Raw genomic sequence first — 12,491 nt, forward strand, 5'->3', positions numbered from 1 at the left:
GCATGACTGAAACCGCTTCTTCCGCTGTGCCCGCAGACGCCCGCTCCGCCTATGGCTACGGCGTCGCCACGATCGCCACCGGCAAGGGTGACGCCACCGTGCTGGACGTCTGGTTCCCGGCACCGGCCCTCGGCACCGCAACGGAGAGCCTCCGCGACGTCGCGAACGCGGACCAGTCGCTGCTCGACATCGCCGCGACCGGCGCCGACGCCGACCGCGGCACCGAGCAGAAGGTCGTGTTCGCCCAGATCCACCTCGACGAGGCCCCGGCCGACACCGCCGACGCCTACCTGCGCCTGCACCTGCTCTCGCACCGCCTGGTTCAGCCGAACAGCATCAACCTCGACGGCATCTTCGGCAAGCTCCCCAACGTCGTGTGGACCAACTTCGGGCCCGCCGCCGTCGAGGGCTTCGAACTGACCCGCGCCCGGCTGCGCAAGCGCGGCGCCGTCACGGTCTACGGTGTGGACAAGTTCCCGCGCATGGTCGACTACGTCATCCCCTCCGGCGTGCGCATCGCCGACGCCGACCGGGTCCGCCTCGGCGCGCACCTGGCCGAGGGCACCACGGTCATGCACGAGGGCTTCGTGAACTTCAACGCCGGCACCCTGGGCACGTCCATGGTGGAAGGCCGTATCTCCGCGGGTGTGGTCGCCGGTGACGGGTCCGACGTCGGCGGCGGCGCCTCGATCATGGGGACCCTGTCCGGCGGCGGCAAGGAAAAGATCTCCCTGGGCGAGCGGGTCCTGCTGGGCGCCAACTCCGGCGTGGGCATCAGCATCGGCGACGACTCCGTCGTCGAGGCCGGCCTGTACGTCACGGCCGGAACCCGCATCCGTGTGGTCGGGGCCAAAGACGCCGACGGCGAGGACACCAGCCAGATCGTCAAGGCCGTGGAACTCTCCGGCGTCCCGAACCTGCTCTTCCGCCGCAACTCCTCCACCGGCGAGGTGGAGGTCCTGCCGCGCAAGGGCCAGACCGTCGAACTCAACGAGGCCCTGCACGCCAACTAAGGTTGGGTGCGGAAAGCCAACCGTTAGCAGATGAACCGGCCCCGGACGGGCCTGAGGGAGTAGTTTTCGTGGCACGCAGAGGCAGCTTGCGCCGTTGGGTTGTGCTGCTGCTGACCCTGGTCCTGGTGGCGGGCGCGGTGTACACGGCCCTGGCGTTCGTCCAGCGCTCGGAAGTCCTCATCACCGAACGCTGCACGGCCGCGGGCGGCGGCACTGCCCAGCTTGCCACCGACCAGGCGGCCAATGCCGGTCTCATCACGGCTGTTGCCGTCCGCCGCGGGCTCCCGGCCCGGGCCGCCAGCATCGCGCTGGCCACGGCCATGCAGGAGTCCAAGATCCGGAACATCGGCCACGGTGACCAGGCCGGCCCTGACTCCCGCGGGCTCTTCCAGCAGCGCCCCTCGCAGGGCTGGGGCACCACGGAACAGGTGATGGACCCGCACCACGCGAGCAACGCCTTCTACGATGCCCTGGTGAAGGTCCCGGGCTACCAGACGCTGGAAATCACCGATGCCGCACAGCGGGTCCAGCGTTCCGCCTACCCGGACGCCTACGCCCAGCACGAGGCGATGGCCCGCGCCTTTGCGTCGTCGCTGACCGGACAGACCGCCGCGGGCCTCGACTGCACGCTGCGCGACCCCGACGCAGCCGGCGACCCGGCGGCCGTGCAGGAACGCCTTACCTCCGACTTTGGTGCGGTCCCGGCATCCACGGAGGGCCGCACCCTCGTCCTGGAGGCCGAGGGTGACCGTGCGTGGGCCGTGGCCCAGTGGGCGGTTGCCAACGCCAAGGCCCTCTCCATCACGGAAGTCCAGACGGAGGGGCGCAGCTGGACGCGGCAGGACCGCAACGGCTGGCAGGCCTCCGAGGTCCCGGCGGGACAGGTCAGGGTCACTGTCGCGGAGGCGCCGACGCAGTAGCGGCACGTCCGCAGGTGCGTCCGTGCGGCGGTCCGTGCATGCGGTCCCCTGGTGTGGTCCGTGCGTGCGGTCCGTGCGGACTCAGACCAGCAGGTCCACTACCGGCTGCACATAGCTCCGGAACAGTTCCGGCTGGGACAGCAGATCCGAGCTCATGATGATCTTGTCCGGCTCCAGGTACCAGGCCCGCGGCTCGGCCAGCGGCAGCTCGATGATGGTCAGGTTGAAATCATTGGCGGCCCGGCCCACCTCCAGCAGCCGGTCCTCCACCATGTCCTGCAGCAGCTGCACCCCGCCGGCGGCCTCACGTTCGGCCTCCAGGGCCAGGTACTCACTGCGGCGTTCCCGCGCCCAGGACAGCGCCGCACCGAAATGCGCCTGCAGCACACGCCGGAGGGCCGGGGAATTACTGAAGGCGCGGAAGCCGGGCGGGCCCAGTTCCGGCGACATCTCGGGATGGGCCTTGAGGAGCTGCTCCCACCAGGCTTCCCACTCCGTCTTGAGCGCACTGATTCCGCCTACCTCCGCAATGAGGTGCGTGTGGTCCGCGGGCCGGATCTTCGGTGCCGCGTGACAGAGTGCCGGGTGCCCCGCGGTGTCCAGGCCGGCGGCGTCGCGAACGTACAGTGCAATGAGCATCGGACCCGAAGTGTCCATGGTGATCCGCCAGCCCGGCCCGCCTGTGTGGTGCATCCAACTGCCTCCTTGGCAAGACGTACGTTTCCAGTGTATTCCCCAAGTTAACGCACGTTAATGTCTGCCAGCGTAGCTGCCCAGCCCGTTGAGGTGGGATTCCAACACGTCGCTGCACATCTGCGCGGTCATCCACTCGGGCTGCAGCAGGGCGTGCAGGGTGAGCCCGTCCAGGGTGGCCAGGAGCCGTTCCGCTTCGGTGACGAGGCGCTGCTGCTCCGCCGCCGGGTCGGGCTCAGCCGCGTCGTTCCCGGCCGCGTTGGCCCCGGCTCCGGACGTGCCGGCCCCGGCGCCGGCGGACAGTTCCATCACGAGCCGCCCGACGATCGCGGCCACGGCGCGGTGGCTCCGGTCCGCTTCCGGGGCGAGGAACGGCTTGGTCCTGGCCGCGGCCTTGAACGCCATCCAGACGCAGGCGTCGACGGCGCGCTCCTCATCCAGCGGAAGAAACTCACCCAGCAGGGTTAATACACCCTCGTGGTGCTGCGGAGTGCCGGGCTGCGACTCCGCGAGGCGCTCATCGGCTGCCGCCAGCCGGCGGACGATCCGGTCCACGACGACCCCGAAGGAGTGGGCCAGGAGCTCGTCGCTGCTGGCGAAGTAGTGCCGGACCGATCCGACCGCCAGTTCGGCCTCGTCCGCGACTTCGCGGAGCGAGGCCCTTTCGAGCCCGTCTGCTGCGACGATCCGGAAAACCGCTTCGACCACTTCTTGGCGCCGCAAAGCGGCGTCGACAAATTTGGGCATTCGTCTTTTTTAGCACGGATGTGCGCGAACGGCTGCGGGCCACACCGTCGGCAGTCCGACGGCCGCGCGGTGGTCCGGCCCCGTCCGGGTGCGGGATGGTCGGTCAGCCTGCCCCGGTGCGGGACCCGAGTGACAACGACACCGGCCGCGCACCCCGTGGGGTGAGCGGCCGGCGTCGTACTCTTGTTGCTGCTTTTGTCTACTAAGGACTACACGGAAGGGTAGTTGCGCTCCGGCTCGCCGATGTAGAGCTGCCGCGGGCGGCCGATCTTGGTGTTCGGGTCGTTGATCATCTCGCGCCACTGCGCGATCCAGCCCGGCAGGCGGCCGATCGCGAAGAGCACGGTGAACATCTTCTCCGGGAAGCCCATCGCCTTGTAGATCAGGCCGGTGTAGAAGTCCACGTTCGGGTAGAGCTTGCGCTGGATGAAGTAGTCATCGTTCAGGGCCTTCTCTTCGAGGCGCAGGGCGATCTCCAGGAGTTCGTCGTGGCCGCCGAGCTTCGTGAGGATCTCGTGGGCCGTGGCCTTGACGATCTTGGCGCGCGGGTCGTAATTCTTGTAGACGCGGTGCCCGAAGCCCATGAGCCGGACGCCGTCCTCCTTGTTCTTGACCTTCTCCATGTAGTCCTCGGGCTTGGTGCCGTCGGCCTGGATCTGGCGCAGCATCTTCAGCACGGCCTCGTTGGCGCCGCCGTGGGCGGGGCCGAAGAGGGCGTTGATGCCGGCGGACACGGAGGCGAAGAGGTTCGCGTTGGAGGAGCCAACCAGCCGGACCGTGGAGGTCGAGCAGTTCTGCTCGTGGTCGGCGTGCAGGATCAGGAGCAGGTCCAGTGCCTTGGCGACGACCGGGTCCACCTCGTACTGCTCGGCCGGGAGGCCGAAGCTCAGGCGCAGGAAGTTCTCCACGAGGTTGTGGGAGTTATCCGGGTAGAGCATGGGCTGGCCGATGCTCTTCTTCAGGGCGTACGCGGCGATGACCGGCATCTTGGCCAGCAGCCGGTAGGTGGAAACTTCCACCTGCTCGGCGTTGAACGGATCCAGCGAGTCCTGGTAGAACGTGGACAGTGCGGACACGGCCGAGGACAGCACCGGCATCGGGTGGGCGTCGCGCGGGAAACCGCTGAAGAAGCCCTTGAGCTCTTCGTGCAGCAGGGTGTGGTGGCGGATCCGCTGGTCGAAGGCTTCCAGCTCCGTGGCGGTCGGCAGGTTGCCGTAGATCAGCAGGTAGGAAACTTCCAGGAAGCTTGAGTGCTGGGCGAGCTGCTCGATCGGGTAGCCGCGGTACCGCAGGACACCGGCGTCGCCGTCGATGTAGGTGATCGCGGAGGTGGTTGCTGCGGTGTTCATAAAGCCGGGGTCAAAGGCAACGGCACCGGTCTGCTTCAGCAGCTTGGAAACGTCGTAGCCTTCGTTTCCTTCTACAACCTGGATGCGCGGGAGTACGAGTTCCCCGCCGGCATGGCGCAGGGTTGCGCTGGTGGTCTCAGTCATGGAGTCTCCTCTGAGGCGTCGGGGCCTCTGTAGAAAGCTGGTCCAACTTTTGGTGAAGCCGCCCACGGAACCTGTTTTAGCCACGGATTCCAACGGCTGCGCTGCCTTCTTGTGGAAAGCCACCATTGATAGTCAGTTAAAAACTACCTTCAGTTTCCGGGTGGCACTAATCCAAGGCCGTCCGGTCCTACCCAAAACGCGCCAGTTGTGGCACGTGTCACTGCATTGTTACGCGCCTGCGGCCAGTCGGGAGGCGGCGGCGTCGATCCGCTCATCGCTTGCCGTGAGCGCCACGCGGATGAATCCGTTGCCGGCGTCGCCGTAGAACACGCCAGGACCGACGACGATCCCGCGGTCCGCGAGCCGGCCGACAGTGTCCCAGGTGGGTTCGCCCGCGGTGGCCCAGAGGTAGAGCCCGGCGCGGGATTCGTGGATGGTCAGCCCGAACCGCTCAAGAGCCGGCACGATCCGTTCGCGGCGTCCGCGGTACAGGTCCTTCTGCGCCTGGACGTGTACATCGTCGCCAAGGGCAACCCGCATAGCTTCCTGGACCGGGTACGGAACGATCATGCCGGCGTGTTTGCGGCTGTTGACCAGGTTCGCCACGATGGCGGGGTCACCGGCGACGAAGGCGGCGCGGTAGCCGGCCAGGTTGGACTGTTTGCTCAGCGAGTACACGGCCAGGAGGCCCTCATGTGAGCCCTCCGCGACCTGCGGGTCCAGGATGCTGGGCACCGGGGAGCCGCCGCGCTGGAGGTCCCATTCGCCCCAGCCGAGTTCGGCATAGCACTCGTCCGAGGCCACGACGGCGCCGAGCTCGCGGGCCTGCCGGACGATCCGGCGCAGCGATTCGGCGTCGCGCACACTGCCCGTGGGGTTTGCCGGGGAGTTGATCCAGACCAGGCGCACCCGTGCGCGGGTGCCGGCGTCGAGCTCGTCCAGGTCGTCCGCGGCGATGTGCTCGGCCCCGGCGAACGTGGCGCCGATGTCGTACGTGGGGTAGGCGACCGTCGGGCGGACGACGACGTCGCGCGGTTTGAGGCCGAGCAGGAACGGGAGCCAGGCCACGAGTTCCTTGGAGCCCACGGTGGGCATGATGTCCTGCGGATCCAGCCCGGGCACGCCGCGGCGGCGCTCAAACCACGCCGCGATAGCTTCCCGGAGCCCGGCTGTGCCGTGGACCGTCGGGTAGCCGGGAGCGTTGGCCGCCGCGCGCAGGGCCTCCTGCACCACCGCGGGGGTGGCGTCCACCGGAGTGCCGATGGACAGGTTCGCGACTCCCCCGGGGTGTTCGGCAGCCCGGGCCAGATACGGCGCCAGGGCTTCCCACGGGTAGTCGGGCAGGCTGAGGCCGAAGCTGCGCAGCGCAGAAGTCACCGACGCCCCGCCCTAGCTCTCTTGGTTCTGCGGCGGCAGGGCGGCAATCATCGGGTGGTCGGTGTGGGTGTTGCCGACTTTCGCGGCCCCGCCCGGGGACCCCAGATCGTCGAAAAACTCCACGTTGGCCTTGTAGTAGTCGGCCCATTCTTCGGGCGTGTCATCCTCGTAGTAGATGGCCTCGACGGGGCAGACCGGCTCGCAGGCACCGCAGTCCACGCACTCGTCGGGGTGGATATACAGGGAACGCTCACCCTCGTAGATGCAATCAACGGGGCATTCTTCAATACATGCCTTGTCCTTGACATCTACACACGGCTGCGCGATTACGTACGTCACGTCCCTGGCCTCTCCACTCTGGTTCCGGCAAGTGCCGGACAACTGCTCCCGGCCTGAGCGCCGGCTGCTGACTTCTGAGCCTATTATCTCCCAGCCGGTTCCCGCGAACCTAGCCGGGCGTCACACGGGTCCGCACTCTGGAATCCAACCGACCTAGTATGGACGGGTGAGTTCCTCGAAGCCGTCGCCCCAAGAGTTCCTGGCCGCTGCCGAGCCCGGCACCCGGGTCGTGGTCAGGTACCGGATTGAGGGCGGGCTGACGGACGCCCTGGGCGAGCTCGTGGCGCGCACCGAGGACGGCTGCACCATCCGCACCCGGCGCTCCGACGTCGTGATCCCGCTGCCGCTGGTGGTGGCCGCCAAACAGGTCCCGCCCCCGCCGCCCCGCCGCGCCCCGCGCCAGCAGCCCTAACCCCCCCGCCCCGGACCTCCCACGCCCAGCCCAGCCTGCCTCACCCCTCCCCGCCCGGTGGACATGCCCTCCCCTGGCCTCGGCCAATGGACATATAGCCACTATGTCCATTCGCGGCCCCACCGCTGTACATGTCCCCGCGGTCCGGTCGGCGAATGTGGGGCATGTCCAGCCGTCACTGTGAACTCTGGACATTTGCATGAGTGGGAACCGCGACTCGGAGGACATCTCCGGCGCTAGGCCGCAGCGGAGATGCTGTTGAGCGCCTCGCGGACCATCGCGATGAACTCATCGGGCCGGTTCAGCAGCAGCGTGTAGCTGACCACAAGCGTCGGGATGCCGAGCCGGGTTGTGACGTTCCAGCGGCGCCGGTCCTCCTCGAAGCTTGCCCGGTCCATGTGGAAAGCCGCCCCGTCGGTCTCAATGCCGAGCCGGCCGTCGACCATGAGGTCAAGGTGGCCCATGCCCGGGATGTTGACCTGGGACTCCACATGGAACCCTGCCCTGCGCAGCCAATACCGGGCCATGCACTCGATGATGGACTGCGATTGCGGGACGATCCTGGCCACCAGCCGGCGCTCCCTCGCGTCGTTGCGCCCGGCCAGCCGATGCCGCAGCCCCGAGAGGCTTAAGCCTTTGACGACGACGGCGGACTCGGCAATGACGAGACCGTCGAGTTCCGGGAGGCATCGCAGGCTTTGAACAACAGTGTCCAGCAGCGTGGGCGGCGCGGCGGAGCGGTGGCAAATGAAGCCCGGATAGGGGCGGCTGTGGGTGATCGCAATATGGGGTTGCACGGGCGGTTCGAGCACCCAGAGCCCCTGGAACTGCGCCGCAGTGGCGCACGCGGGCTCGGCCGGAAGCGACCGGATGGCGACGAGCTCGGCATCGGCACCCGGGACCGCGTAAACGCCCCGGGCCACCCGGGAGACTGCGCCCCGGGACAGGGCTGCCTTGAGCTGGAAGTCGGAGACTCCCGCGGCAGCGAGGTGTTTGGCGCGGGCGACGCCGTCGTAACGTGAAAGTACTTCCATGACATTGACCATGCGGACATCGTGGCGCCCAGGCCCCGGGCCGGAACAGGGCCGGGATCCGCTATGTGCAAAAGGGCATGCCCGGCGGACCGGGCCCGGTGGGGACCTGTTCCGCGGCGGGCCTGGTGCACGTCCCTGGTCAGCAATGGGCATGTCCGCGGGCAGCGCGCGGGGAACGGGCATGTCCCGCCTGCGGGCGGAGCGAAGAAGGGGCATGTCCCGCGGCAGGTGCAGCGGACGGACATACTGCGCCTATGTCCATCCTTGGCCGCGAAAAATGGGCATGTCCCCCGGGGCGGAGGGCGAAGAATGGGCATGTCCCGCGGGCAGGGTGGCGTGCTGTGGTGCGGCGGTGTGGCTAAGCCGTGGCCGGCCGGTAGCGCCGGCACCAGGCCAGCATGCCGATGGTGACCACCGCGATGCCGTAGATCCAGAGGTTTCCTGCCAGGTCGCCGACGATGAGGCGCTTGCCGTTCTCCAGGGTGGACCACCAGCCGGCCAGCGCGTAGCAGAGCGCGCCGCAGACCGCCGTCGGGAGCGCGGAACGGAACGCGGCGCCGAGCCACAGCTCGACGGAGCCCAGCAGCACCAGCGCGGCGGCGGCGCCCCACGGCACCTCGACGCCCGCCACCAGGAAGTCCTGCCCGTGCAGGACCGTGCCGGCGAGGGCAGCAAAAAGAGCTGCCGGCACGGCGGCGGCAATACCGCCTGCCATGCCGGCAGCTCTCCTATTCACAAACGATCCGATTCTTCAGCGCAGAACGCGAAGATTAGACCTTCGCGCGGGCGCGGTTGGACTTGGCGCGCTGGTTGACGTCCAGGATGAGCTTCCGGATCCGGATGGATTCCGGGGTGACCTCGACGCACTCGTCTTCGCGGGCGAATTCGAGCGACTCTTCGAGGGTCAGGTCGCGCGGGGGCGTCAGGTTCTCGAAGGTGTCGGAGGAAGCGGCACGCATGTTGGTGAGCTTCTTTTCCTTGGTGATGTTGACGTCCATGTCGTCGGCGCGGGAGTTCTCGCCGACGATCTGGCCCTCGTAGACCTCGGAGGTGGGGCGAACGAAGAAGGATCCGCGTTCCTGCAGGTTGATCATCGCGAACGGGGTCACAACACCGGCGCGGTCGGCGATCATCGAACCGTTGGTGCGGTACTCGATCGGGCCGGCCCAGGGCTCGTAGCCCTCGGAGATGGACGCTGCGATGCCGGCGCCGCGGGTGTCCGTGAGGAACTTGGTGCGGAAACCGATCAGGCCGCGGGCCGGAACGATGAACTCCATGCGGCACCAGCCGGTGCCGTGGTTCGCCATGTTGGTCATGCGGCCCTTGCGGGCAGCCATGAGCTGCGTGACGGCGCCGAGGTACTCTTCCGGCACGTCGATGGTCATGTGCTCCATCGGCTCGTGGACCTTGCCGTCGACGATCTTCGTGACAACCTGCGGCTTGCCGACGGTCAGCTCGAAGCCTTCGCGGCGCATCTGCTCGACCAGGATGGCCAGCGCGAGCTCGCCACGTCCCTGGACTTCCCAGGCATCCGGGCGCTCGGTCGGGAGCACCTTGATGGAGACGTTACCGATCAGTTCCTTGTCCAGGCGGTCCTTGACCTGGCGGGCCGTGACCTTGGCACCCTTAACCCGGCCGGCCAGCGGCGAGGTGTTGATACCGATGGTCATGGAGATGGCCGGATCGTCAACGGTAATCAGCGGCAGCGGCTGCGGGTTGTCGACGTCGGTGAGGGTCTCACCGATGGTGATTTCCTCGATGCCGGCGACGGCGACGATCTCGCCCGGGCCGGCGGACTCGGTCGGGACGCGGTCCAGCGCCTTGGTGGCCAGCAGTTCGGTGATCTTGACGTTCTTCAGTTCACCGTTGGCGCGCGCCCAGGCAACGGTCTGGCCCTTACGGAGGGTTCCGTTGTAGATACGCAGCAGCGCCAGGCGGCCGAGGAACGGGGAGGCGTCCAGGTTGGTGACGTGCGCCTGCAGGACACCGTTCGGGTTGTAGGTCGGCGCCGGGATGTGCTCGATGATGGCCTGGAACAGCGGCTCGAGGTCCTCGTTCTCCGGGGCGGAGCCGTCGGCGGGCTGCTCGAGGGACGCGCGGCCGACCTTGGCGGCGGCGTAGACGACGGGGACGTTGAGGATCTTGTCCAGGTCGAGGTCCGGAACTTCGTCGGCGAGGTCGGAAGCCAGGCCCAGAAGCAGGTCCATGGACTCGTGCACAACTTCGTCGATCCGTGCGTCGGGACGGTCGGTCTTGTTGACCAGGAGGATCACCGGCAGGTGCGCGGCGAGGGCCTTGCGGAGGACGAAGCGGGTCTGGGGCAACGGGCCCTCAGAGGCGTCAACGAGGAGGACAACGCCGTCGACCATGGACAGGCCGCGCTCGACCTCGCCACCGAAGTCGGCGTGGCCGGGGGTGTCGATGACGTTGATGGTGATGGTCTCGCCCTTGGAGGACGGTCCGTTGTAGGCCACCGTGGTGTTCTTGGCCAGGATGGTGATGCCCTTTTCACGCTCGAGGTCGCCGGAGTCCATGACCCGGTCTTCGAGGTGGTTGTGGGCGGCAAAGGAGTTGGTCTGCTTGAGCATGGCGTCGACCAGGGTGGTCTTGCCGTGGTCAACGTGGGCCACGATCGCGACGTTGCGCAGGTCACTGCGCGATGCAGTGGCTACCGCGGTGTTGGTGGTGGTTTCAGACATGCGTTATTGCTCGATTCAGTGGTGAAGTCAGCTGTTGTATCGCGACATTTCCAACCGGAACGCACGACGGATACGCCCCTTTGGCACAGGGCACCTTCATCCATTCTAAACGCTAAGGCATTTATTGGCCTAAAATCCCTCATTCCCGGCGTCCCGGCCGGGTAGTCAGGACGGGAGATCGGCGCGCCGGGTGTGAGTAAAATCACTGGATATTCCGCCGCCCATGCCCCATCATTGCTCTGACAGCAGCAGCCAGCACGGAGACATCAATGCGCAACGCCTCGGCTCTGTCCCGCTTGGCCGCACCGATGATCGCCGTAGGCATCCTGGTTGCCGGCTGCGGACAGACACCCCCCACCCGCACCGCCGACGACGGCACGGCCCCGGTCGGCGGCTTCTACGGCCAGACCGCTCCCGCACCCGCCGGGGCTGCCGGCGAGCCGCTGGCCGCGGGCTGGTACGGCACCCGGAAACTGACTGAAGCGACAACCGTGCCGGGAAGCCTGCCGGCGGGCAGCATTTACCGCAATCCCGCCAACGGCCGCAACGAGGTGGTCGTGGAGGACATCGCCCGGACCGCCGTGCTGATCGGCGATTCCCAGTCGGAACCCACGTTTTCCTGGCCCCGGACGGCACTGGCCAGCCTGGGCTACAAGGTGCACTTCTGCGGCCGGGGCGGCACCGGATTTGTTACTTCCAACGGCACGACCGGCAACTACATCGATGCCCTGCAGCGCGGCGACTGGCTGCTGCCCTACGGATCGCCGCCGCTCGTTGTCATTGAGGGCGGCGGGAACGACGCCTCCCGGGGCGCCACCGACCAGCAGATCTCAGCCAACGCCGAGCGGCTGATCGCCAGCATCCGGCAGCGCTACCCCGAGGCCCGGCTGGCGATGGTCGGAACCCTCGCCCGCGGCGCAGCAGACGGCGGCGGCCGCCGCACCGAGGTGGATGCGCTGCTGGGCACCGTGGCGGCCCGGCATACGATCCCCTTTGTGGGCGTCGGGGACTGGCTGACGCGCCACAACCTCACCAATCTGATGGCCGACGGCGTGCACATGGGTCCCGAGGGCCACGCCGCCCTGGCCGGGCTGCTGGCCCGGCGGCTGGGCGATTTCGGCTTCCGGGCCCCGGTGCCCGGGCCGGCCGAGCCCGGGCCGGCAGGGCCCGCGGCAAACCGCTGAGAGCGAGCCGCGGAGAGCGCGGTCAGCCGAAAGCACCGTGCATATGGGCCCGGATGGCTCCTATCACCGGCGCCGATCCCTGCGTCCGGTAGACATCGATGGGCCTGGCACCCAGCTGCACGTTGGGGCTGCACATCCAGAAGATCGCCTGGGCCGGCGTGAAGGCACCGTGGAGGTGGCCGACCAAGGCATCCAGGTCCGCAAGCTGGAGTCGCCCGTCCGCGTCGGGTGCCTCCTGGCCCGACGCCCAGCGATCCAGCACGTCCGCACTGACGCCCAGCAGGGGTGCGGCAGCATCGGCGCCCAGCGAGTTGATGAGTCGGCCGGAGATGGCCTTTGGGCTGTACCCTGGGGCGTCCCGCAGCTCTGCGAGACTGGCGAAAACCGTGGTGGCAGACAACGCCGGTTCTTCAGCGCCCGGTTCCTGTAGTAGTTCCATGGCGCCATGTTAGGGATTGGCGTCCCCTTCGTGTAGGGCCGCAGGTCCTCCTGCGGTCCCACGGGCAGCCCGGAAAGACAGGAGCCGGCGCCCGCCCCCGGGGGGGCGGACACCGGCTCCGGCGTCATGCCAGCTGCGTAC

The 12,491-nt window shown here is 68.0% G+C and carries 13 protein-coding genes; 4 read left to right on the plus strand and 9 right to left on the minus strand.

Annotation, left to right across the window (positions count from 1 at the left end; all coding sequences use genetic code 11):
* Window positions 1–2: 2 nt before the first annotated feature.
* On the plus strand, window positions 3–1,013 hold the full coding sequence (gene dapD / locus J2W14_RS06735; protein WP_307460183.1) for a 2,3,4,5-tetrahydropyridine-2,6-dicarboxylate N-succinyltransferase: 1,011 nt from the start codon (window positions 3–5) through the stop codon (window positions 1,011–1,013).
* 68 nt (window positions 1,014–1,081) lie between these two features.
* The gene (locus J2W14_RS06740; RefSeq protein ID WP_307460187.1) at window positions 1,082–1,933 is read left to right on the plus strand and encodes a hypothetical protein; all 852 of its coding nucleotides are present in this window, start codon (window positions 1,082–1,084) and stop codon (window positions 1,931–1,933) included.
* Window positions 1,934–2,014: 81 nt separating this feature from the next.
* On the opposite strand, the gene J2W14_RS06745 is transcribed toward J2W14_RS06740, so the two are convergent.
* From J2W14_RS06745 to fdxA, 5 genes are all read right to left on the minus strand, one after another.
* Window positions 2,015–2,626 carry a hypothetical protein gene (locus J2W14_RS06745; protein ID WP_307460191.1) on the minus strand — a complete coding sequence of 204 codons (612 nt, stop codon included), beginning with the start codon at window positions 2,624–2,626 and terminating at the stop codon, window positions 2,015–2,017.
* 57 nt (window positions 2,627–2,683) lie between these two features.
* Window positions 2,684–3,373 (minus strand): TetR/AcrR family transcriptional regulator, encoded by a 690-nt coding sequence (locus tag J2W14_RS06750; protein ID WP_307460194.1) that lies wholly within the window; start codon window positions 3,371–3,373, stop codon window positions 2,684–2,686.
* Window positions 3,374–3,582: 209 nt separating this feature from the next.
* Window positions 3,583–4,866: a citrate synthase gene (locus J2W14_RS06755; RefSeq protein ID WP_307460197.1), complete on the minus strand. Its 1,284-nt coding sequence runs from the start codon at window positions 4,864–4,866 to the stop codon at window positions 3,583–3,585.
* Between the two features lie 228 nt (window positions 4,867–5,094).
* Window positions 5,095–6,243 (minus strand): succinyldiaminopimelate transaminase, encoded by a 1,149-nt coding sequence (gene dapC, locus J2W14_RS06760; RefSeq protein ID WP_307460200.1) that lies wholly within the window; start codon window positions 6,241–6,243, stop codon window positions 5,095–5,097.
* A 12-nt stretch (window positions 6,244–6,255) separates the two neighbouring features.
* Entirely contained in the window at window positions 6,256–6,582 is a 327-nt protein-coding gene (gene fdxA / locus J2W14_RS06765) for a ferredoxin (protein ID WP_226762298.1), read from the minus strand.
* 166 nt (window positions 6,583–6,748) lie between these two features.
* Between fdxA and J2W14_RS06770 the strand changes: the two genes are divergently transcribed.
* On the plus strand, window positions 6,749–6,994 hold the full coding sequence (locus J2W14_RS06770) for a putative acetyltransferase (protein ID WP_307460206.1): 246 nt from the start codon (window positions 6,749–6,751) through the stop codon (window positions 6,992–6,994).
* 236 nt (window positions 6,995–7,230) lie between these two features.
* Here the strand turns inward: J2W14_RS06770 and J2W14_RS06775 are convergent, their stop codons facing one another.
* The 3 genes from J2W14_RS06775 to typA form a co-directional block, all read right to left on the minus strand.
* Window positions 7,231–8,028: a type IV toxin-antitoxin system AbiEi family antitoxin domain-containing protein gene (locus J2W14_RS06775; protein ID WP_307460208.1), complete on the minus strand. Its 798-nt coding sequence runs from the start codon at window positions 8,026–8,028 to the stop codon at window positions 7,231–7,233.
* Window positions 8,029–8,386: 358 nt separating this feature from the next.
* On the minus strand, window positions 8,387–8,743 hold the full coding sequence (locus J2W14_RS06780) for a hypothetical protein (RefSeq protein ID WP_307460211.1): 357 nt from the start codon (window positions 8,741–8,743) through the stop codon (window positions 8,387–8,389).
* 55 nt (window positions 8,744–8,798) lie between these two features.
* Window positions 8,799–10,727, minus strand: a complete 1,929-nt coding sequence (gene typA / locus J2W14_RS06785) for a translational GTPase TypA (RefSeq protein WP_307460214.1) — start codon at window positions 10,725–10,727, stop codon at window positions 8,799–8,801.
* A gap of 269 nt (window positions 10,728–10,996) precedes the next feature.
* On the opposite strand from typA, the gene J2W14_RS06790 reads away from it, so the two are divergent.
* On the plus strand, window positions 10,997–11,911 hold the full coding sequence (locus J2W14_RS06790; protein WP_307460217.1) for an SGNH/GDSL hydrolase family protein: 915 nt from the start codon (window positions 10,997–10,999) through the stop codon (window positions 11,909–11,911).
* Window positions 11,912–11,933: 22 nt separating this feature from the next.
* Here the strand turns inward: J2W14_RS06790 and J2W14_RS06795 are convergent, their stop codons facing one another.
* The gene (locus J2W14_RS06795; RefSeq protein WP_307460222.1) at window positions 11,934–12,350 is read right to left on the minus strand and encodes a hypothetical protein; all 417 of its coding nucleotides are present in this window, start codon (window positions 12,348–12,350) and stop codon (window positions 11,934–11,936) included.
* Between the last annotated feature and the right edge of the window lie 141 nt (window positions 12,351–12,491).

It is taken from the genome of Pseudarthrobacter oxydans, assembly GCF_030812335.1.
Taxonomy (GTDB): Bacteria; Actinomycetota; Actinomycetes; order Actinomycetales; family Micrococcaceae; genus Arthrobacter; species Arthrobacter oxydans_B.

What these genes read in the sequence shown, in the direction of transcription:
- typA (WP_307460214.1), bottom strand. Translation starts at nt 10,727, where the DNA reads ATGTCTGAAACCACCACCAACACCGCGGTAGCCACTGCATCGCGCAGT.
- J2W14_RS06790 (WP_307460217.1), top strand. Translation starts at nt 10,997, where the DNA reads ATGCGCAACGCCTCGGCTCTGTCCCGCTTGGCCGCACCGATGATCGCC.
- J2W14_RS06795 (WP_307460222.1), bottom strand. Translation starts at nt 12,350, where the DNA reads ATGGAACTACTACAGGAACCGGGCGCTGAAGAACCGGCGTTGTCTGCC.
- J2W14_RS06745 (WP_307460191.1), bottom strand. Translation starts at nt 2,626, where the DNA reads ATGCACCACACAGGCGGGCCGGGCTGGCGGATCACCATGGACACTTCG.
- dapD (WP_307460183.1), top strand. Translation starts at nt 3, where the DNA reads ATGACTGAAACCGCTTCTTCCGCTGTGCCCGCAGACGCCCGCTCCGCC.
- J2W14_RS06780 (WP_307460211.1), bottom strand. Translation starts at nt 8,743, where the DNA reads ATGGCAGGCGGTATTGCCGCCGCCGTGCCGGCAGCTCTTTTTGCTGCC.
- J2W14_RS06755 (WP_307460197.1), bottom strand. Translation starts at nt 4,866, where the DNA reads ATGACTGAGACCACCAGCGCAACCCTGCGCCATGCCGGCGGGGAACTC.
- J2W14_RS06775 (WP_307460208.1), bottom strand. Translation starts at nt 8,028, where the DNA reads ATGGAAGTACTTTCACGTTACGACGGCGTCGCCCGCGCCAAACACCTC.
- J2W14_RS06750 (WP_307460194.1), bottom strand. Translation starts at nt 3,373, where the DNA reads ATGCCCAAATTTGTCGACGCCGCTTTGCGGCGCCAAGAAGTGGTCGAA.